Origin of the sequence: Brevibacterium ammoniilyticum, from assembly GCF_038429965.1 — a bacterium.
In the GTDB taxonomy this organism is placed as follows: domain Bacteria; phylum Actinomycetota; class Actinomycetes; order Actinomycetales; family Brevibacteriaceae; genus Brevibacterium; species Brevibacterium ammoniilyticum.
In genome coordinates this window covers 1-17,715 of record NZ_BAABNP010000008.1, presented here as the reverse complement: position 1 = coordinate 17,715, position 17,715 = coordinate 1, and the positions used below count along the sequence as shown (strand labels likewise).

The following is a 17,715-nucleotide window of genomic DNA, read 5'->3' as shown; positions in this document are numbered from 1 at the left end:
AGTGCCCGGGTGGGAGATCATCTCCGACCCGGGCACTGTGCTGTCCGGGGACGAGTGTGGCTGTCTGCGGGCGCGAGCGGCTGCTCAGGGACGCGGACCAGCACGACGATCCGACACCAACGCGGTTAGCCGACACCAGCTCGGAGATCCGACACCAACGCGGTGAACCGACTCCTCGCGAAATACGAGCACGGTGTTCCGACCCCAGCACGGTACATGTGCCGTGCTGGGGTCGGAACACCGTGCTGTTGCCGGCGCTGCCCACCGCGGCACCCCGCGGCACCCCGCGCCACCCCGTCGTCTCACACGAGCGGGACGGTGATCTCCTTCATCCACGCCTTCCGGCCGAAGTCGCGGGCCTTCACGGTCACCGAATCGGAGGCGACCTCGACCTGCAGACCCTGGTTGAACCCGCCGGGCACGGTCTTCTCGCCGCCCTGGCCGTTGTCCGTGTAGCCGGTCTCGATGGCGCCGGTGTTGAAGACGTTGAAGCCGACGAGGTTGCCCGAGGCGGGCACGACCCGGCGCGTGTACCAGTCGGAGAGCTCGAGGTCCCAGTGCGTGTGACCGCAGAAGAGGAACACGTTTCGGTACGGCGCGAGCACCTCGAGCAGTCGATCGGCCTGCATGTAGTCGGAGAGGTAGAGCTTGTTCCTCGTCCCGGAGACCGTGTTCGGCAGCGGGTGGTGGGTGATGACCATGATCGGCTTGTTCCGCCGGTCCCAGTAGGCGATCCGGTCGGCCAGCCATGTGAACTGCTTCTCGCTCATCCACACTTCGTCCCAGCGCTTCTCGTCGTAGTAGCGCATATAGCGTTCGGTGCCGATCGTGAGCACGGGGACGCCGCCGAAGCTGAACTCCTCGTAGATCGTGTTCCGGCCGGCGAAGTTGTAGAAGGACTTGAACAGCGAGTCCTCGACGACCCCGTTGGGCCACGTGTCCTGGGCCAGGGTGTTCGGGTCCTTGTACTTCGGGACGTAGAACTCGTGGTTGCCGATCGCCCACGCCACCGTCGAGGGGTGGGCGTGCTTGTCCATCCGCTTCGTCACCTCGGCGTATTCGAAGTCGTAGCCGCGCGGGGTGATGTCGCCGGCGATCGCGAGACCGGCGCTGGCCCGGTTGGTCGTGCGCATGTCCTCGAGGGCGACGCCGAGGTCGTTGAGATCGCCCTGGATGTCGGAGATGACGTTGAAGCGCGTCACCGACCCGTTCCCTTTGTCCTTGCCCTTCGCCTTCCCGTTTCCGGGCTTCGCGGCCGCCGGGCCGGCCGCGAGGGTGGCGCCGAGCGCTCCGATGCCTGCAGTGGTGATGAGTGCGCGTCTGTTGACCATGGGAGTGAGGCTAGGGGAGCCGGACGCGCGGCAGATGGCCGCCGGGTGGATCGCGGCTGAATCGGTGCGTTCAGCTCTCGTTCACCCGCGGCGCCCCCGTGTGATCGACGCTGAGGGCACGGTTGATGACGAGCCTCTCGCACAGCGTCCACGTGGTCGTCGTCATGAGGTAGAGGGTCGCGGCGAGCGGGACGAAGGCCGCGATGACGGCGGTGATGAAGGGCATGAAGCTGAGGATCTTCGTCATCCCGCTGAGGTCGGGCATCCCCGGTGCCGTCCCCTGACCGGCGTGTGTTCCCGTGCCGGCCGGGGTCCCCGTCGCCGAGGCGGTCGGTGCCGCCTCCGGCAGAGGCGGAGTGAGGAGGTGGCGGGAGAGGGCGGCGACCGTGCCGATGAGGACGATGAGGACGGCGAAGAGCAGGCCTGAGACCCAGGTCAGTCCGCCCGAGCCGATGAGGCCGACGAGGCTCGAGCTCAGCGGGATGCCGAAGAGGGTGTGGCCGAGCAGCTCATTGGGCGCCCCGCCGATCGTCGCCTGGACGAAGAGCCCGTAGACGGCCATGAGCACGGGCGTCTGCGCGAGCACCGGCAGGCAGCCGGCGAACGGGGAGGCCTTCTCCTCCCGGTAGAGCTCCATGAGCTTCTCCTGCATCCGCTGCGGATCGGACTTGTGCTTGGCCTGGAGTTCGGTGATCTTCGGGGCCAGCCGTCGGCGCGTGATCCCCGCCCGCACCTGGGAGAGGCCGACGGGGATGAGCAGGCAGCGCACGGCGATCGTGAGCACGATGACCGCCAGCGCCGCACCGTTGGCTCCTGCAAGGGGTTCGAGGAGATCGCTGAGCGTGGTGACGAGCCAGTAGGCGCCGTCGAGGAGGAGGCGGATGGGCGGGAATTCGTAGATGTTCATGGTGGTGTCCTTCGCAGGTTCGGGTGGGAGCGCAGCGGTGCGCTCGAGCCGCCTGAGAACGACGAAGGATCATCGACGAAGGGTCATCGCAGAGATGGGATCACCGAGGTGGGCTCGCCGAGGTGGGACCGCGGAAGCGGGAGACTTCGGGCGAGACCTCGGGGAGGTCGTCGTTCAGGCGTGAGCGCGAACGACGAAGGAGGGTGCTCTGGCCAGCGTGGTTCCGGGAGTGCCCGGTGCTTCGGGGAGCGGGACGTCGCGGACCTCTGCGGGTTCGCGACGCATCCACGGGCCGTGTGGGGCCAGGGAGAGGACCCTCACAAGCGCTCTGCCCGCCCTCGCCCCCACGGGCGACAGGATCGCCGCACCGAGGATGACGAGGACGAGCAGATGCGCGGGGGATTGGGGGAGGACCGCGTCGAGGTCAGTGCTGAGTACGACGACGATGAGTTGGACTGCCATCCACAGACTCAGCATCGCACCCGCCTTTCCTCTTTGCTGTCGGTACACGATGCTAGCACCGACTCGGGTGTCCCGGCGCACAATCCGCTCCGGGCAGAACCGTCCCGCTCCCGGCGGAGAGCCGTTCCCGACCGCGACGCCGGGTGCGAGCCTGAGGTCATGAACGCACACACCGCCCCGCCGGTCTGGGCCGATGACGAATCGCCGACCGTGTCCCCTGTCCCCGAGACCCAGCGCATGCTCGCCGCCTACCGCACCGTCGTCTTCAACGGCGAACTCCGCGACGAGAACGGGATGGAGATCGTCTCCCGGCTCGTCCTCCTCTCCGCCGAGGACCCCGAGGCCGACATCTTCCTCTGGATCAACTCTCCCGGCGGGTCGGTGCCGATGATGCACGCGATCGCCGACACCATTGCGACCCTGCCGGGCGATGTCGTGACGATCGCGTTCGGGTGGGCCGCCTCGGCGGGGCAGTTCGTCCTCACCATGGGCACCCCGGGCAGGCGCTTCGCCCTGCCCCATGCCCGCATCCTCCTCCACCAGGGGTCGGCGGGGATCGGGGGAGCGGCCGCCGACATCGAACTCCAGGGCGGGGACCTGCGGGCCGTCCGCGACTCCGTGCTCACCCGCATCAGCGAAGCCAGCGGTCAGGCCTTCGAGAAGGTCTTCGCCGATTCGCTGCGGGATCGGTGGTTCACCGCCGAGGCGGCACTCGAGTACGGGCTCATCGACGGAATCGTCTCCTCCCCGGCCGAGCTCTACGCCCCGATCGCGCCGAGGCGGAGACTCGGCGTCACGGCGGGAGCGCGGTCATGAGCCAGTACACGATCCCGCACGTCGTCGACCGGTCGGGGAATTCGGAGAAGATCGTCGACGTCTATTCGCATCTGCTGGGCAATCGGATCATCTACCTGGGCGTGCCCATCGACGACGGGGTCGCGAACACCGTCATCGCCCAGCTCCTCCACCTCGAATCCGTGAGTCAGGAGCTGCCGATCCACATGTACATCAACTCCCCGGGTGGGTCGCTGACCGCGATGACCGCCGTCTACGATGCGATGTCCCATGTCGGTGCTCCCGTGGCGACGACGTGCGTGGGCCAGGCCGTCGCCGATGCCGCGGTGCTGCTCGCCGGCGGTGAGCCGGGCAGGCGGTCGATGCTCGCCCATGCCCGCGTCGTCCTGCGCCAGCCGCATGCCGAGGGGGCGCGGGGGACGATCCCGGATCTCATCGTCGCCGCCGATGAGATCGTGCGTCAGCGTCGCGAGGTCGAGGCGATGCTCGCCGCCGACACGGGGCGCAGTCTCGAGCAGATCCATGCCGACCTCGACCGGGATCTCGTCCTCGACGCCGAGGCGGCGAAGGCGTTCGGGATCATCGACGCGATCGTGTGAGGGGTCCGGGCCGCAGTGGCCGGGCCGCGGTAGCTGGGCCGCGGTTCACGCGGCGAGGGAAAGCTGCGCCCGGCCCACGTCGCTCAGCCGCGCCCGAGCATGCGGGAGGCCTGCGGGCTGCAGGCCCGCGAGTTCGAGCCCCGCGAGCTGGAGGCTGCCGTGCTCGGCATCGGCGGCGGCGAGGACGAGGACCTGGGGCAGGGCGAGTCCGAGGACCGCGGCGATGGCCTCGATGACCTCGGACGACGGGTCCTTGAGGCCGCGTTCGACCTCTGAGAGGTACTGGGTCGAGACCCCCGAACGGGCCGAGACTTCGGCGAGGGTGAGTCCGAGCTCTGTGCGCCGCAGTCGCAGGACGCGACCGAGGGCCTCGCGCCACAGGCGGGGTGGGACGGTGCGGGCTGCGGGATCGCGCTGGGTCTCCATGTCCTGAGCCTAGGGCGGGCAGGGGAGGAGGGCGAGGCTTTCTGCTGTGAGCGGATGGACGTTGCCGCTCCACGCGGACAGGCGGTGTCGGGCCGCGAGACAAGGTTTCAAGAACCTTGAAAGTTAAGTTAGGCTGGCCTAGTCAAAATCGCTGGGCCGGTTGCCGGCCCCACTGTCGAAAGGGCAGAGATGTCGCTTCCATTAGTGCGCCGGGCTCTCGCCGCAGGCACCCTCATCGTTCTCGCCTTCACCGCGAGCGCGTGCGGGCAGAACTCCTCGGCCGACGCCGGGTCCGCCTCCGGGGACTTCACCCCGGTGACGATCAAGCACGCCCTCGGTGAGGCGGTCATCGAGTCCGAACCGCAGCGCGTCGTCACCCTCGGCCAGGGGTCGACCGAGACGGCGATCGCGCTCGGAAAGACGCCGGTGGGCATGGAGGAGTACGCGTGGGGCAGCGACGACACCGGCTACATGCCGTGGATCTACGACGCGGTCAAGGAACGCGGGGACAAGCTGCCCGAACAGTTCCAGGGCGCCACCGAACTCGACGTCGAGAAGATCGCCTCGCTCAACCCCGACGTCATCCTCGCGCCGTGGTCGGGGATCACGGCCGATCAGTACAAGCAGCTCGACCAGATCGCGCCGACCGTCGCGTATCCGAAGGAACCGTGGACGATCAAGTGGGATGAGCAGATCACGACGATCGGCAAGGCGCTCGGTCAGGAGGACGAGTCGAAGAAGCTCGTCGAGGACGTCAAGAAGCAGCTCAACGATGCGAAGCGTCCCGAGTACAAGGGTCTGACCTTCTCATTCATCTACAACTCGGGACCCGGCACGCTCGGGGTCTTCTACCCGCAGGAACAGCGCGTGGCGATGGTCTCCGCGCTCGGGCTCACTCCCGACCCGGTCATCGAGGACCTGCGCAAGGAGTACGACGCCCCCGGCACGGACTCCGCGCTCATCGGGCTCGAGAACGCCGACAAACTGAACAACTCCGACCTCATCTTCACCTTCTACTCGGATCCGAAGAACAGGAAGGAGATCGAGTCCCAGAGCGTGTACGCGAACATCCCGGCGATCAAGGCCGGCGCCGTCGTCGCGCCCGAGGACCAGCCCTTCGTCACCGGATCCTCGATCATCAACCCGCTCACCCTGCCCTGGGCGCTCGAGCGCTACGTGCCGATGATCGACGAGGCCGTGAAGAAGCTCGACAAGTAGGACTCAGCAATACCGCTGCGCCATCGCCTGGGCCCTCTCGCCGAGGCGGTGGCGCAGTGAGTCCGGGGCGATGACCTCGGCGCGGTCTCCGAGCAGCCAGAGCGCCCATTCGGCGTGCTCGGCATCCTGGAATCGCACGACGACCTCCACCCCGCCGTCGACCGCAGTGAGCGCACTGCGGTCGACGGCAGTCTCGTACAGGGCTGCCGCACCGGCTTCGTCTGTGCGCACGGTGACCGTGAGCCCAGCCCCTGACCTGCGGAAACGGTCACTGCGCTCGGCCCACAGGGCGGCGAGGTCGACATCCTCGGTGCGCTGCGCCTCCTCGGCGAGGAGTTGCGCCGCACGGACACGGGAGAGCCGATACGTCCGATCCTCACCGGCACTGAGCGCAAGCAGGTAGCCACGGCCGCGCGAGGTGACGAGACCGATCGGATCGACGGTGCGCCACCTCGGCGAGCTGTCGGCCGATCCGTAGTCGAGGCGGAGGCGACAGCCCTGAACCACGCCGAGGCGGATCGGCGTCATCACCTCGGCGTCGATCTCCTCGGCCGGCCGGGGTCGGGCGAGCAGGTCGGCTTCGGGCTCGACGAGGATGCGCCGGGCGATCGCAGCGGCGCCGCCGCGGTGGCTGGCGGGCAGGGCGTCGAGGAGTTTGAGCATGCCCGAGCCGAGGGCGGGAGCGAGTCCGAAGCGGTCGTGGCCGTTGGGGAGGCCGGAGGCGACGAGCGCGAGCGTCTCGTCGTGGCTGAGTCCCGTGAGCTCGGTGCGGAAGCCGGGCAGCAGAGCGAAGCCGCCGTGTCGGCCGCGTTCGGCGAAGACGGGGACGCCGGCGAGCGAGAGCGCGTCGATGTCGCGGAGGATCGTGCGCGTCGAGACCTCGAGTTCGGCGGCGAGGGCATCCGCTGTCATCCTCCCGCGCTGCCGGAGCAGGAGCACGAGGGAGACGAGGCGGTCAGCGCGCATACCGACACTGTATTCCCATACACGACAGGAGATGTCGTGATTATCCGGAAGTCTCATCCGCAGGTCGTCGACCGACGGCGGCCACGGCACAGCCGGCAGATCACGCCGGCCAGGCAGAGGAGGACAGATGGAACGCAGCGCAGTCAACCCGGTCACATGGTCACAGGAGCTCGGCTTCAACCAGGGAGAGCTCGTCACGGGTGCCGTGCGCACCCTCTTTATCTCGGGGCAGACGGCGATGGATTCGGGCGGGCGCCCGCAGCACGACGGTGACGTCGCCGCGCAGCTGAGGCTCAGCCTCGACAATGTCGAAGCCGTCCTCGCCGAGGCGGGAATGGGCTTGGCCGACCTCGTGCGGCTCAACGTCTATACGACGGGGATCGACGACCTCGTCCCGCACTACGGGCAGCTCGCGGCCAGGTTCGCGGCGGTCGGGGTGGCGCCGACGACGACGATGCTCGAGGTCGCCCGCCTCGCCGTGCCCGGTCAGCTCGTCGAACTCGAGGGCATCGCCGTGCAGTGAGCCGCGGCGGGAACCCGATCAGCGGTCGCGCGGGCCCTCCCGTTCGCGGCGCAGTGCGGCCTTGTGCTTCGCCCAGGCGCTCGCGAGGTCGACGTCGTCGATGAGCCACGACATGTAGTCGTGCATGTTCGTCACCCGGGCATGGGCATCCGTGCCCGGGTCGACGTGGTCGAGCGCAGAGGCGGCGAGCTCGCGCTGGGCCCGCAGGTACGCGTACTCCCGGTCGAGGAACCCCGCCCACACGTCGGGGTCCATGACGAACCGGTCGGCACGCGTGCCCACCGGGCGGACCCTGCGGACGAAGCCCGCCTCGATGAGCCGCCTCGTCGCCGTCGACACGGTGCCCGCGCTGATGCCGAGCACCTCGACGAGCTCGGCCGCGGTGACCCCGCCAGCGGAGTCGAGCAGCAGATAGCCGGCGATGCGGCCCTCGAGCTCGGACCCGCCCGACATCGTCCACATCGTGCCGAAGCGGGTGCTGAACTCGCGGCGGAAGGCACTGGGAGGATCGGCGACCATCAGCTCAGCGCGCTCATCTTCTTCCAGTCATCCCAGTCATAGACCCAGTCGGAGATGTCGCTGTCGTCGGTGGACAGGTTCACCGAGGAGTCCTTGACGATGACGGGGTCACCGTAGAGCGCGGAGTCGTAGTACTCCTTGGCCCGCGCGGTGCTCAGGTTGATGCAGCCGTGGGAGACGTTCGCCGAACCCTGCTGCCCGACCGACCACGGGGCCGCGTGGACGAACTCGCCGTTGTTGTGAATGCGCACCGCCCACTTCACCGGGGTCGTGTACCCCCACCGGGCCGAGGTCATCGTGTAGTCCGAATGCTTCGACATGACGACGTGCACGCCGTTGTACGACGGTGCCTTCGCCGAGCCGAGCGAGGTCGGGAAGTCCATGACCTTTTTGCCGTCGCGGGTGACGACCATGCGGTGGGTCTTCGCGCTCGCCTCAACGATCTGCTCCCGGCCGACCTCGAAGTCGATCGACAGGTCGTTCTTGCCCGTCCGGTCCTCGGCCATCGGCACGTTCTTCAGCGGCGCATCGACGGAGACCTTCGAATTCGCCGGCCAGTAGTCCTTCGGGCGGAAGTGCAGCCGCGACTCCGGGTCGTCCGGCAGCCATGCCCAGGACCCTTCGACCTCGCGCTTCTTCCCGTCCATGTCCGTGACGTCGACCGTGAGCCGGTGCTCGACGTCGTCACGGTATTTCTTGGCCACCTTCGAGCCGAAGGTGAGGATGATCGGGGCCGCCACCCCGACCGTCTGGTCATCGGCGAGGACGGTGCGCACCGCCATCGGGTCCCCGCCCGCGTCGTCGACCTTCGCCGAGGTGGTGAACTCGTGGTCCTTGCCGTCCGGGGTCGTCGCCGTGGCTGTGAGGTCATAGGTGCTCGAGGCGACGAGATCGAACCGCGAGGTCCACGATGTGGCCTCGTCCGGGGCGGTGACCGGGGCATCCGTCGCCGGGTCTGTCGCCGAGGCGGTCGGGCTCTCGGTCGGGGCAGCGGAGTCGGTCGCGTCAGGCGAGGGTGACGCGTCGGAAGTGGCCGACTTGTCAGGGGACGCAGTCTCGTCGGGGGAGGTCAGGCCGCCGGCCTTCGCGTCCTCGGTCGTCAGCGCGGTCCCCTTCGCGTCGAAGAACGTGCCGGGGTCCGTGGTGATGCGCGGGTGGTCGGCGTCGGTGATCTTCACATCCTTGAGCGCAGCTCCTTCGACGCTCAGGCTGATCCGCTTGCCCGCCTCGACGTCGATCGACGAACCCGAGTCGACGGTCTCCCCGGACGGTGCCGCTGTGGGGGCTGCGGAGGCGCTGGGACTCCCGGTCGCCTCGGCGTCCTTCTCGGATTTCCCGGTGTCGTCGACGGCCCCGACGCGGAAGACCGGGGCGGGAGAGGTCGTGACGTCGGCGGAGTCGCCGTCACGGGTGGCGGAGGAATCGGAGCTCGAGGGGGTGCAGGCGGCCAGCAGCGTCAGTGCTGTGACGGCGGCGACTGCCCCGGAGATTTTCGTGCGTGACAAACTGGGGACCTCGTTCGGAGACGGAGTGGAGAACCGGATCCATGCTAGGAAAGCCACATCTCGAAACGATGTCGGATGGTGTCGCTGACCGGCGGAAAAGGCTCCTGATATCGGCTCTGACCTGGGGAATCAGTCAGCTGGGGAGTTGCCGAATCGTGATCTTGGGAAGAGAGGACTCCCCGTGCACCCGCCAGAGCTCGCTTACCCTTGCTGCCTTCCGGCCCTGGGGGAGTTCACAAGATGACGCCGCACGGGGAGCCGTGGACCAGTCTAGGGGAGAGGGTGCGCGGGGGACAAAATGAGCGTGTGCGAACTCGGTCACGCCGGCGGCTCACGCTTCCCGCAGGCGATCCGCCTTGTCGCGGAGGACAGCGGCCTCACGGTCGTTGACGGCGAGCTCGGCGGCACGGTCGAGCTCGGAGAGCGCCTCGGCGGTCCGTCCTGCTCGGGCGAGCAGCTCCCCGCGGACGCTGGGCACATGATGGAACCGGGCCAGCGCACGAGCGATCCCGCTGTCGTCGATGACGCGCAGACCCGCCTCGGGAGACTCGGCTTCGGCGATCGCGATCGCCCGGTTGAGCGTCGTCATGGGGGAGGGGGCGACGGACTCGAGTTCACGGTAGAGCTGCGCGATGCGATCCCAATCCGTGTCCGCGAATCGTCGGGCCGAGGCGTGGACGGCCGCGATCGCCGCCTGCAGCGTGTACGGTCCGCTCCCCGTTCCCGTGGTCTCCGCCGTGTGCAGAGCCTGCGCCGTGGGCACTGCCCTGGCCGCGTGCAGCCTCTCCGCCGTGTGCAGGGACCTCTCACCGAGGCGGATGAGCGACCGATCCCAGCGGGTCCGATCCTGGTCGGCCAGGAGGATCGGCGTCCCGTCGGGGCGCAGGCGTGCCGGGAAGCGGGCGGCGGTGAAGGCCATGAGCGCGACGAGCCCGTGGACCTCAGGCTCCTCGGGCACCAGTCCCGCGGTGATGCGGGTGAGCCGAAGGGCGTCCATGGACAGCTCCGGTTTCATCCAGTCGGCGCCGGCGGTCGCGACATGCCCTTCGGAGAACATGAGGTAGAGGACGGAGAGCACCGAGGTGAGCCGGTCGGGCCATTCGTTCGCCGGCGGCAGTTCGAAGGGCACGTCGGCCAGAGCCAGGGTCTTCTTCGCCCGCACGATGCGCTGCTGGACGGTGGCGACCGGGACGAGGAACGCCCGCGCGATCTCCTGCGTGGTCAGTCCGCCGACGACCCGCAGGGTGAGCGCGAGCTGGGCTTCCCTGCCCAGCACCGGGTGGCAGGAGATGAAGATGAGCCGGAGCACGTCGTCGTCGATCGTGTCCGGATCCCACGGCAGCGCCCCGGCGTCCGATGCCTGTTCGTCTTCGAGCCGGTGGCCGATCTCGGTCACCCGGGTCTCGAACCGCTCGCGGCGCCGCCACGAGTCGATGGCTCGGCGTTTGGCCACGGTCATCAGCCAGCCGGCGGGGTTCGCGGGGATCCCGGTGGCGAACCACGAGGTCAGGGCCTCGGTGAGCGCCTCCTGCGCGAGGTCCTCGGCGAACCCGAAGTCGCCGACGTGGCGGGTCAGGGCGGCGACGATCCTCGCCGCCTCGATCCGCCACGTCGCCGCGAGCACCCGGGACGCCTCGGTGAAGGACGACTCCACGGCAGGCGGTTCGGCATCGAACGGGCCCGGGCGCCCGGCAGGTGCGTCGGTCATCAGCCGCGACCGACCCGACCCTCCTCGATCCACTGCTGCTCCTTCTGGATCCATTCGTTGTCCTGCGGGAAGTCCTCGGGACCGGTGACGCGGCGGATCTCCATCTGCGAACCGGCGCCCAGCGGTGCGCGCTTGGCCCATTCGATCGCCTCCTCCTTCGAGGACACCTCGAGCATCCAGAAGCCGTTGAACAGCTCCCGCAGCTCCCCGTAGGGACCGTCGGTGACGACGGGATCGTCGTCACCGAACTCGACGACGGCGCCTTCGGAGGCGTCGGAGAGCCCCGCGCCGTCGACCATGACCCCGGCTTCGATCATCGACTCGTTGTACTTGCCCATGGCCGCGATGATCTCGTTGAAATCGGTGTTCTCGAAGGTGTCCACGGCCGCCTGGTCGACGGCGCGCATGATGAGCATGTATTTCATGATGACTCCTGTGTCGGAAGGTGCGAGGACCCCGGACGGGACCCTCTCATGCACTGCGTCGAACAAGCCTACGTGCGGATCGACACAGCGCCGAAGATTTTTCCCTGAACTTCTTCCAACCAGGTCGAGACCACAGTGTTACCACCTCGTGACTCCACCGCGACACGACTTCGGGGCTCCTCTGCTTAGGGTGGAGTGTCCCCTTTCCCTGTCCTCAAGGAATCATGCATATCTTCCGCCGCGTCATCCTCCCCTCGGCCTTCCTCTTCGTGCTCCTGCTCATCGCAGGTCTGCTCGCGTGGATCGCGTTCAAACCGGCGCCCGAGGACGGTTTCGACTCCACCTCGGCGACGGGGCAGCCGCAGGGTTCGTCGGTGTTCGCCGAACGCGGGTCGATCGCCAACTCCCTCGAACTCAAGGGGTCGATCGCCGTCGACCCGCCCACCGCGGTCAAGGCCGACCATGAGGGCACGGTCAACCACTTCTTCGTCCAACCCGGCGACGATGTGCTCGAAGGGGCCCAGCTGTTCCAGGTGAGGTCCACCGGTGAGGCACCCGCTCCCGCGGGCGGCTCCGACGCCGGCGATGCGGACGGTGCCGCCGAGGCTGCCCCGGCTCCTGCGAAGCCGAAGTACTACACCGTCGTCGCCCCCGCCGACGGCACCGTCGGGGACTTCTCCGTCGACAAGGACGCCACGGTGACCGCTGAGACCGAGGTGACCCAGCTGCTCAAGGACTCCTTCACCGCGCAGGCCCCGATCCCCGCCGTCGACCTCTACCGGGTCCCGAAGCTGCCGAAGACCGCAACGATCGCCATCACCGACGGTCCCGCCCCGTTCGACTGCACGGCCCTGCGCCTCGACCAGGGCGGATCCGTGAAGAACCCGCCGAACACCGATCCCAGCACCGAGGACGGCGAAGCCCCCGCGGACACCGGTTCGGACACCTCGGCGACGGGGGACGGACCCAAGCTCATCTGCACGGTCCCGGAGAAGCAGACCGTCTTCAACGGCCTCGAGGCGACGATGACCGTCGACGCGGGAGCGGCCGACGACGTCATCGTCGTCCCCGTCACCGCGGTGCGCGGACTCACCGACAAGGGCACCGTGTGGGTGCTCGACGACAACGGTGAGGCGACGGAGCGGGCGGTCACGCTCGGCCTCAACGACGGTGCCATGGTCGAGGTGAAGTCCGGACTCGAGGAGGGCGAGGAGGTCTCCGAATTCGTCCCCGGCACCGAACCGAAGGACGAGGGCGACATGTCCGATGACATGTCCGGTGGGGAGTTCGACTTCTGATGGCGGAGGCACCACTCCCGCCGGCACCCGAGGCGCCGGTGCCGCTGCTCAGTCTGCGCCACGTCGCCAGGACCGTGCCCATCGGTGAGGGGAAGCTGCTGACGATCCTCGCCGACATCAACTTCACCGCAAGCGCCGGGGAGCACATCGGCATCGTCGGCCGCTCCGGCACCGGCAAGTCGACGCTGCTCAACATCCTCGGCCTCCTCGACGCCCCGACCGGGGGAGAGATGGAGTTCGCCGGGGAACCCGTCCATGCGATCTCGCGGAACCGGGCGGCGAAGATCCGGGGCCGCGACGTCGGCTTCGTCTTCCAGCAGTTCAACCTCCTGCCGGGCCGCTCCGCGGTCGAGAACGTCGAAGCCCCGCTCATGTACGGCACCGGGAAGGAGTTCCGCAACCGGCGGCGTATCGCCTCTGAGATGCTCGATCGCCTCGGCCTCGGCGACCGGCTCGACTCGAAGCCCAACCGTCTCTCCGGCGGTGAGCAGCAGCGGGTCGCGATCGCCCGGGCGCTCGTGCGGCAGCCGAAGATCGTCCTCGCCGACGAACCCACCGGTGCCCTCGACGTCGAGACCGGTCAGCACGTGATGTCCCTGCTCGACGGGATCACCCGCGAATCGGGGGCTGCGCTCGTGACGATCACCCACGATCTCAGCATCGCGAACATGGCCACGCGGCGGTATTCGCTCTTCCGTGGGGCGCTGCATCCCATCGCCGACGGCGCGACCGCTGAGTCGCTGGTCGGAGGTGTGCGATGATCTCAGGTTTCCTCGCCTCGATCGTCGAGGCCTGGCAGGAGCTGCGCGTCCACAAGGTCCGTGTGCTCATGTCCCTCATCGGCGTCGGGGTCGCCGTGTGCGGTCTCACCCTCGTCGTCGGCTTCGGCGACATGATGCAGAAGGGGCTCGCTGACACTTTCGAGAAACAGAACGGTAGGGCGGCGACGTACACGCTCTACGTGATGCCTCCTTCAGGTGATCCGAACCCGAATGAGGCGGAGAAGATCGCCAGGGCGCTTGATGAGACGAAGAAACGATTCGGAATCGAGTATGTCTCGGCGGTGGCCAATGGAGAGATGGAGGTTCCGAGTCCGTCGGGCAATGTGTCTGCATTCGTGAGCGTCGTCGATCCGGACTACAACGTCATGCACAGAGTCAAAGTTGACCACGGACGGTGGTTCAACGAGTTCGATGCAACGAACTTGTCGCCGCCCATCGTTGCTGACGAGAAATTCCTGGAACAATACGGCATCGATCCAAGCTCGCTCCCCAGGACCGTTGATCTCCCGGGACATCAGGCGGGAAAGGCTACCGTCATCGGCTCATTCGCCGGCGCAGGGCCGACTTCGGACATCGGAAATGTCTATCTGCTCAACGGGCACCAGTCGAAGTTCATGCCGGATGCGACTGTTCCGACGGAGTTCGAGATGTGGCTGCCGCCGGAGACCGCGAAGGAACTGAGCAAGCAGGTGAGGACCGACCTCAAACGCCAGCTTCCAGGCTTCGACATCTCTGCGGATCGAACCGATTATGGTAACGAAGTCGACGGTCCGCTCGGGGCAGTCCAGAACGTGCTTCTCTTCATCAGCGTCCTCATTCTTCTTATGGGCATGCTCGGCCTCGTCAACATCTCGATGGTGACGATCCAGCAGAGGGTCCGGGAGATCGGCATCCGCCGGTCCTTCGGCGCGACGAGTCGGCGGATCTTCTTCTCCGTGATGATGGAGAGCGTTGTCGCGACGACGATGGCAGGAGCGATCGGCGTGCTCATCGCGATCCTCGTGCTCAAAGCTCCGATCGTCGGAGATGCATTGATGATGGGCACTGGAAGTACTCCACAGATACCGGTCACCGCCGTCATCGTCGGCATGCTCGTCTCGATCGGCATCGGTGCGCTCGCCGGTCTCGTCCCCGCGCTCGTGGCGATGCGGGTGCGCATCATCGACGCGATCCGGGCGTAGTCGTCCGACCCTCGCCGAGGCGGACCCCGGTGGGCACGGTCCCGCCGTCCCGCCTCGGCGAGGATGGGCACCGCCGCCTGGACGAAGTCAGGCGGCACCCGCCCGGTGCACGCGCAGCAGGACGAGCGCGCCGGCTCCGAAGATCAGACTGAGCGCGATCTGGGTGAGGCTGGCGAGCGCGAACGCGTCGTCGTAGCCGAACCGGGCGGTGAAGACGTGGAACAGGGCGCCGAGGAGGGCGACGCCGACGGCGATGCCCGCCTGCTGCATCGTCGCGATGAGTCCACCGCTGAGTCCCGCCACCCGGTCGGGCACGGCGCTGACGACGGTGCCGACGAGGGGACCGAACTGGAGGGCCTGACCGGCGCCGAGGACCAACCCCGGCAGCTGGATCCACAGGTTGAAGTCCCGGCCCGCGGCATCGGCGACCCAGGCGACGCCGAGGAGGCCGAAGATCTGCATGCCCGTGCCGAGCAGCATCGTGCCCGGTCCGCTCAGACGCCGCACGACGCGGGGGACGAGGAGGGAGACGATGAGGAACGAGGCCGCGAAGAGGCCGAGGGTCAGCCCTGAGACGTACGCGGGATCGCTGTGCCCGGTCTGGCTGGTCAGGGCGAAATTGAACAGGAACGTGCCGAACCCGCCGAAGAAGACGAACGACATGATCATCCCCACCCACGCGGCGGGAGCCCGGACGACCTGAGGTGGGATGAGCGGGTCGCGGCCGCGCACCTCGGCGACGGACTGCCAGACGGCGAACGCCGCGAGCGCGAGCGCGGAGACGACGAGGAGACCGGCCGGCAGCGGCACCCAGCCGGTGACGGGTCCGAGGGCGAGGCCGATGACGAGGCCGACCATGCCGATGCCGAGCAGTGCTGCGCCGATGAGGTCGAGCGGGGCCGGGTCGGGGGTGCGGGATTCGGTGAGCCGGAGCGAGCCGAGGAATGCGGCCAGGGCCACGACCCCGCAGCTGAGGAACGCCGCCCGCTACCCCCACTGGTCTCCGAAGGCGGAGATGAGGCCGCCGCCGATGACCTGCCCGCCGACGGTGCCGACCCCGGAGAACGCCCCGAAGAGGCTGATCGCCTTGAGCCGCTCGGTGCCGTTGAGTGCGTGCTGGATGCTCGCGAGGATCTGCGGCATCATCACGGCCGCCGCGAACCCCTGCACGGTGCGGGCGATGAGGAGTTCGGCCGGTCCCGGGGCGAGCCCGACGGCCACGGAGATGACGACGAGGGCTGCGGTGCCGAGCGTGAAGAGGCGGCGGCGCCCGAATCGGTCGCCGATGCGTCCGCAGAGGATGAGGCCCGAGGCGAAGGCCGCGGAGAAGAGGCCGACGACGAGCGCCGAGGCGGAGTCCCCGGCCCCGAGCGCCGTCTTCACCGCGGGGATCGCGATGTTCGACACGGAGAACATAAAGGTGGCGAGGAACGCCCCGACGTAGAGCGGCCAGAGGACCGCGCCACCCGGCGCGGGGTGGGACTCGGTCGCCGCTGTCTCGGTCGGGGGCATGGTGGGGGCGGTCACCTCGGCGGTGTCGGCGGCAGGGTTGCGTCTCATGGGACCAGTCTCGGACGGAATGCCTGCCGGTGGGAGGGCGTGGACATGGTGGTGGTCGGGCCACCTGGATCGCGTCGTCGGCCAGGGCGGACAATGGGAGTATGGCACACGTGAGAACCTCCGAACTCGGTCGCTTCCTCAAGTCACGTCGGGATCGGGTCCGCCCGTGTGACGTCGGGCTCGCCAAAGGCGCCCGGCGCCGGGTCCCGGGGCTGCGGCGGGAGGAGGTCGCGGTGCTCGCGAACATCGGCACGAGCTGGTACACGTGGCTCGAGCAGGGGCGTGAGGTCCATCCTTCCGAGTCCGTGCTCGAATCCATCGCCGAGGCGCTCCTCCTCGACCCCGAGGAGCGGGCGCACCTCTTCCTCCTCGGCGGGTATCCGGATCGGGTGACGAATCCGGGGAACTCGGCGGTGGGGGAGCAGCTGCGGACCCTGCTCGACGAGGTGCTGCCGCTGCCGGCGATGGTCACCGACCCCCGGTACACGATCCGTGCCTTCAATCCCGTCGAACGGTACCTCGTCACCGACCTCGCCGAGGTGGTCCCCGCCGACCGCAACTGTGTGATCCAGGCGTTCGAGAACCCCGAGTGGGCGTCGATCTTCCAGCCGCTGTCCGAGCACAAGCGGATCCTCGTCGCGAAGCTGCGGGCCGCGTATGCCGAGACCCTCGAGGATCCCGAATGGGGTCCGCTGCTCGAACGGCTCGGGCGGTTCGAGGAGTTCCGCTCACTGTGGGATTCGGGCAATGTCGGCCGGACGCCGGGGCGGACGAAGACGATCGAGAACCCCTACGTCGGCACCCTCAACCTCAAGATGACCACGCTCATCGCGCAGGAGAACCAGCGACTGACACTGTCCGTCTACCAGCCCGTCGACAAGGTCACCCGTTCCCGCTTGGAGACCCTGCACGGGTGGATCGAGGACGGCAGCATCGAGAAGCGGCGGGAGGCCGTGGTCGCCGAGCGGGCGGTTGCGCGGGCGGCTGAGTACGCCGATGTTGTGGCGGCCGAGGCGGGGGCTGAACGCGCCGTTCACCTGCGGGTCGTGTGATGGTTCACACTTCGCCGCAGCGATTTCGCATTGCGGTCACGACTCGGATAAGCTGATCCGCGGAGGATTCGCCTAGTGGCCTATGGCGCTCGCCTGGAACGCGGGTTGGGTTAACGCCCTCAGGGGTTCGAATCCCCTATCCTCCGCGGAAAGCAGAAGCCCCTCACCTGGGATTACTCGGGTGAGGGGCTTCTGCGTGCGCGGGTGCGTCTGCGGGTTAATAGGGGTTAATAGGCTCTTCGTAAACGAGAGTGTAAGACAGGCCTAATTCCAACCGATTTAGGTAGATGCTTGGCGATGTAGTGGGTGAGGTTGCGGAATCCCCGGTCGGATCCGCTCAGATGCTCAAGCTTCCCGTTGATCGATTCCGTCGGTGGGTTCGAGGTTCTGGTGAAGTAGGCCAACGCATCGGCCGCTCGTCGCCACAAAGCGTTTCAAGTCCACCAATTCAGCTGGCA

19 protein-coding genes, 1 tRNA gene, 1 other RNA gene and 1 pseudogene are annotated in these 17,715 nt (G+C 68.0%); 9 read left to right on the top strand and 13 right to left on the bottom strand.

Annotated features, from left to right (window positions below; genetic code table 11):
• Positions 1-302: 302 nt before the first annotated feature.
• The 3 genes from AAHA49_RS10690 to AAHA49_RS10680 form a co-directional block, all read right to left on the bottom strand.
• On the bottom strand, positions 303-1,331 hold the full coding sequence (locus tag AAHA49_RS10690; RefSeq protein ID WP_342038259.1) for a metallophosphoesterase family protein: 1,029 nt from the start codon (positions 1,329-1,331) through the stop codon (positions 303-305).
• Between the two features lie 70 nt (positions 1,332-1,401).
• Positions 1,402-2,238 carry a YidC/Oxa1 family membrane protein insertase gene (locus tag AAHA49_RS10685; protein ID WP_342038258.1) on the bottom strand — a complete coding sequence of 279 codons (837 nt, stop codon included), beginning with the start codon at positions 2,236-2,238 and terminating at the stop codon, positions 1,402-1,404.
• Between the two features lie 174 nt (positions 2,239-2,412).
• On the bottom strand, positions 2,413-2,700 hold the full coding sequence (locus AAHA49_RS10680; RefSeq protein WP_342038257.1) for a hypothetical protein: 288 nt from the start codon (positions 2,698-2,700) through the stop codon (positions 2,413-2,415).
• A 159-nt stretch (positions 2,701-2,859) separates the two neighbouring features.
• Between AAHA49_RS10680 and AAHA49_RS10675 the strand changes: the two genes are divergently transcribed.
• Positions 2,860-3,516, top strand: a complete 657-nt coding sequence (locus AAHA49_RS10675) for a ClpP family protease (protein ID WP_339393044.1) — start codon at positions 2,860-2,862, stop codon at positions 3,514-3,516.
• On the top strand, positions 3,513-4,094 hold the full coding sequence (locus tag AAHA49_RS10670) for a ClpP family protease (RefSeq protein ID WP_339393043.1): 582 nt from the start codon (positions 3,513-3,515) through the stop codon (positions 4,092-4,094). The genes AAHA49_RS10675 and AAHA49_RS10670 overlap by 4 nt, the downstream gene beginning before the upstream one ends.
• A 45-nt stretch (positions 4,095-4,139) precedes the next feature.
• Here AAHA49_RS10670 and AAHA49_RS10665 read toward each other — a convergent pair whose 3' ends face one another.
• On the bottom strand, positions 4,140-4,520 hold the full coding sequence (locus tag AAHA49_RS10665; RefSeq protein ID WP_339393042.1) for a helix-turn-helix domain-containing protein: 381 nt from the start codon (positions 4,518-4,520) through the stop codon (positions 4,140-4,142).
• Between the two features lie 189 nt (positions 4,521-4,709).
• Between AAHA49_RS10665 and AAHA49_RS10660 the strand changes: the two genes are divergently transcribed.
• The gene (locus AAHA49_RS10660) at positions 4,710-5,738 is read left to right on the top strand and encodes an iron-siderophore ABC transporter substrate-binding protein (RefSeq protein WP_339393041.1); all 1,029 of its coding nucleotides are present in this window, start codon (positions 4,710-4,712) and stop codon (positions 5,736-5,738) included.
• Positions 5,739-5,741: 3 nt separating this feature from the next.
• Here the strand turns inward: AAHA49_RS10660 and AAHA49_RS10655 are convergent, their stop codons facing one another.
• The gene (locus AAHA49_RS10655; protein WP_339393039.1) at positions 5,742-6,704 is read right to left on the bottom strand and encodes a helix-turn-helix transcriptional regulator; all 963 of its coding nucleotides are present in this window, start codon (positions 6,702-6,704) and stop codon (positions 5,742-5,744) included.
• A 127-nt stretch (positions 6,705-6,831) separates the two neighbouring features.
• Between AAHA49_RS10655 and AAHA49_RS10650 the strand changes: the two genes are divergently transcribed.
• A complete protein-coding gene (locus AAHA49_RS10650) occupies positions 6,832-7,227 on the top strand; it encodes a RidA family protein (protein WP_339393038.1) in 396 nt (131 codons plus the stop codon).
• A gap of 18 nt (positions 7,228-7,245) precedes the next feature.
• On the opposite strand, the gene AAHA49_RS10645 is transcribed toward AAHA49_RS10650, so the two are convergent.
• The 5 genes from AAHA49_RS10645 to AAHA49_RS10625 form a co-directional block, all read right to left on the bottom strand.
• Positions 7,246-7,746 (bottom strand): GbsR/MarR family transcriptional regulator, encoded by a 501-nt coding sequence (locus AAHA49_RS10645; protein WP_342038256.1) that lies wholly within the window; start codon positions 7,744-7,746, stop codon positions 7,246-7,248.
• A complete protein-coding gene (locus AAHA49_RS10640; protein WP_342038255.1) occupies positions 7,746-9,251 on the bottom strand; it encodes a L,D-transpeptidase in 1,506 nt (501 codons plus the stop codon). The genes AAHA49_RS10645 and AAHA49_RS10640 overlap by 1 nt, the downstream gene beginning before the upstream one ends.
• 167 nt (positions 9,252-9,418) lie before the next feature.
• Positions 9,419-9,514: signal recognition particle sRNA small type (gene ffs, locus AAHA49_RS10635), an RNA gene on the bottom strand.
• Positions 9,515-9,582: 68 nt separating this feature from the next.
• Positions 9,583-10,959 carry an RNA polymerase sigma factor gene (locus tag AAHA49_RS10630; RefSeq protein WP_342038254.1) on the bottom strand — a complete coding sequence of 459 codons (1,377 nt, stop codon included), beginning with the start codon at positions 10,957-10,959 and terminating at the stop codon, positions 9,583-9,585.
• Complete coding sequence (locus AAHA49_RS10625; RefSeq protein WP_259801677.1) at positions 10,959-11,384, bottom strand: YciI family protein; 426 nt, start codon at positions 11,382-11,384, stop codon at positions 10,959-10,961. Before AAHA49_RS10625 ends, AAHA49_RS10630 begins: the two co-directional genes overlap by 1 nt.
• Positions 11,385-11,608: 224 nt before the next feature.
• Between AAHA49_RS10625 and AAHA49_RS10620 the strand changes: the two genes are divergently transcribed.
• The 3 genes from AAHA49_RS10620 to AAHA49_RS10610 all read left to right on the top strand — a co-directional run bounded on the left by AAHA49_RS10620 (position 11,609) and on the right by AAHA49_RS10610 (position 14,645).
• Positions 11,609-12,682: an efflux RND transporter periplasmic adaptor subunit gene (locus tag AAHA49_RS10620; protein WP_259801676.1), complete on the top strand. Its 1,074-nt coding sequence runs from the start codon at positions 11,609-11,611 to the stop codon at positions 12,680-12,682.
• Positions 12,682-13,443 (top strand): ABC transporter ATP-binding protein, encoded by a 762-nt coding sequence (locus AAHA49_RS10615; RefSeq protein ID WP_259801674.1) that lies wholly within the window; start codon positions 12,682-12,684, stop codon positions 13,441-13,443. Before AAHA49_RS10620 ends, AAHA49_RS10615 begins: the two co-directional genes overlap by 1 nt.
• A gap of 68 nt (positions 13,444-13,511) precedes the next feature.
• Positions 13,512-14,645, top strand: coding sequence for an ABC transporter permease (locus AAHA49_RS10610; RefSeq protein WP_259801672.1), 1,134 nt, complete (start codon positions 13,512-13,514; stop codon positions 14,643-14,645).
• Between the two features lie 87 nt (positions 14,646-14,732).
• Here AAHA49_RS10610 and AAHA49_RS10605 read toward each other — a convergent pair whose 3' ends face one another.
• Together AAHA49_RS10605 and AAHA49_RS10600 are read right to left on the bottom strand one after the other, a co-directional pair.
• Positions 14,733-15,605: an MFS transporter gene (locus tag AAHA49_RS10605; protein WP_342038253.1), complete on the bottom strand. Its 873-nt coding sequence runs from the start codon at positions 15,603-15,605 to the stop codon at positions 14,733-14,735.
• A 27-nt stretch (positions 15,606-15,632) separates the two neighbouring features.
• Positions 15,633-16,205: an MFS transporter gene (locus tag AAHA49_RS10600; RefSeq protein ID WP_259801669.1), complete on the bottom strand. Its 573-nt coding sequence runs from the start codon at positions 16,203-16,205 to the stop codon at positions 15,633-15,635.
• 101 nt (positions 16,206-16,306) lie between these two features.
• Here AAHA49_RS10600 and AAHA49_RS10595 point away from each other — a divergent pair, with 101 nt between their 5' ends.
• Positions 16,307-17,257: a helix-turn-helix transcriptional regulator gene (locus AAHA49_RS10595; protein ID WP_259801668.1), complete on the top strand. Its 951-nt coding sequence runs from the start codon at positions 16,307-16,309 to the stop codon at positions 17,255-17,257.
• A gap of 61 nt (positions 17,258-17,318) precedes the next feature.
• A tRNA-Ser gene (locus AAHA49_RS10590) sits at positions 17,319-17,403 on the top strand.
• Positions 17,404-17,484: 81 nt separating this feature from the next.
• On the opposite strand, the pseudogene AAHA49_RS10585 reads toward AAHA49_RS10590, so the two are convergent.
• Positions 17,485-17,685, bottom strand: a pseudogene (locus AAHA49_RS10585) (transposase); the annotation flags it as partial.
• Between the last annotated feature and the right edge of the window lie 30 nt (positions 17,686-17,715).

What these genes read in the sequence shown, in the direction of transcription:
- AAHA49_RS10670 (WP_339393043.1), top strand. Translation starts at nt 3,513, where the DNA reads ATGAGCCAGTACACGATCCCGCACGTCGTCGACCGGTCGGGGAATTCG.
- AAHA49_RS10650 (WP_339393038.1), top strand. Translation starts at nt 6,832, where the DNA reads ATGGAACGCAGCGCAGTCAACCCGGTCACATGGTCACAGGAGCTCGGC.
- AAHA49_RS10615 (WP_259801674.1), top strand. Translation starts at nt 12,682, where the DNA reads ATGGCGGAGGCACCACTCCCGCCGGCACCCGAGGCGCCGGTGCCGCTG.
- AAHA49_RS10620 (WP_259801676.1), top strand. Translation starts at nt 11,609, where the DNA reads ATGCATATCTTCCGCCGCGTCATCCTCCCCTCGGCCTTCCTCTTCGTG.
- AAHA49_RS10630 (WP_342038254.1), bottom strand. Translation starts at nt 10,959, where the DNA reads ATGACCGACGCACCTGCCGGGCGCCCGGGCCCGTTCGATGCCGAACCG.
- AAHA49_RS10675 (WP_339393044.1), top strand. Translation starts at nt 2,860, where the DNA reads ATGAACGCACACACCGCCCCGCCGGTCTGGGCCGATGACGAATCGCCG.
- AAHA49_RS10625 (WP_259801677.1), bottom strand. Translation starts at nt 11,384, where the DNA reads ATGAAATACATGCTCATCATGCGCGCCGTCGACCAGGCGGCCGTGGAC.
- AAHA49_RS10610 (WP_259801672.1), top strand. Translation starts at nt 13,512, where the DNA reads ATGTCCCTCATCGGCGTCGGGGTCGCCGTGTGCGGTCTCACCCTCGTC.
- AAHA49_RS10665 (WP_339393042.1), bottom strand. Translation starts at nt 4,520, where the DNA reads ATGGAGACCCAGCGCGATCCCGCAGCCCGCACCGTCCCACCCCGCCTG.
- AAHA49_RS10655 (WP_339393039.1), bottom strand. Translation starts at nt 6,704, where the DNA reads ATGCGCGCTGACCGCCTCGTCTCCCTCGTGCTCCTGCTCCGGCAGCGC.
- AAHA49_RS10600 (WP_259801669.1), bottom strand. Translation starts at nt 16,205, where the DNA reads ATGAGACGCAACCCTGCCGCCGACACCGCCGAGGTGACCGCCCCCACC.
- AAHA49_RS10660 (WP_339393041.1), top strand. Translation starts at nt 4,710, where the DNA reads ATGTCGCTTCCATTAGTGCGCCGGGCTCTCGCCGCAGGCACCCTCATC.
- AAHA49_RS10645 (WP_342038256.1), bottom strand. Translation starts at nt 7,746, where the DNA reads ATGGTCGCCGATCCTCCCAGTGCCTTCCGCCGCGAGTTCAGCACCCGC.
- AAHA49_RS10690 (WP_342038259.1), bottom strand. Translation starts at nt 1,331, where the DNA reads ATGGTCAACAGACGCGCACTCATCACCACTGCAGGCATCGGAGCGCTC.
- AAHA49_RS10685 (WP_342038258.1), bottom strand. Translation starts at nt 2,238, where the DNA reads ATGAACATCTACGAATTCCCGCCCATCCGCCTCCTCCTCGACGGCGCC.
- AAHA49_RS10680 (WP_342038257.1), bottom strand. Translation starts at nt 2,700, where the DNA reads ATGGCAGTCCAACTCATCGTCGTCGTACTCAGCACTGACCTCGACGCG.
- AAHA49_RS10595 (WP_259801668.1), top strand. Translation starts at nt 16,307, where the DNA reads ATGGCACACGTGAGAACCTCCGAACTCGGTCGCTTCCTCAAGTCACGT.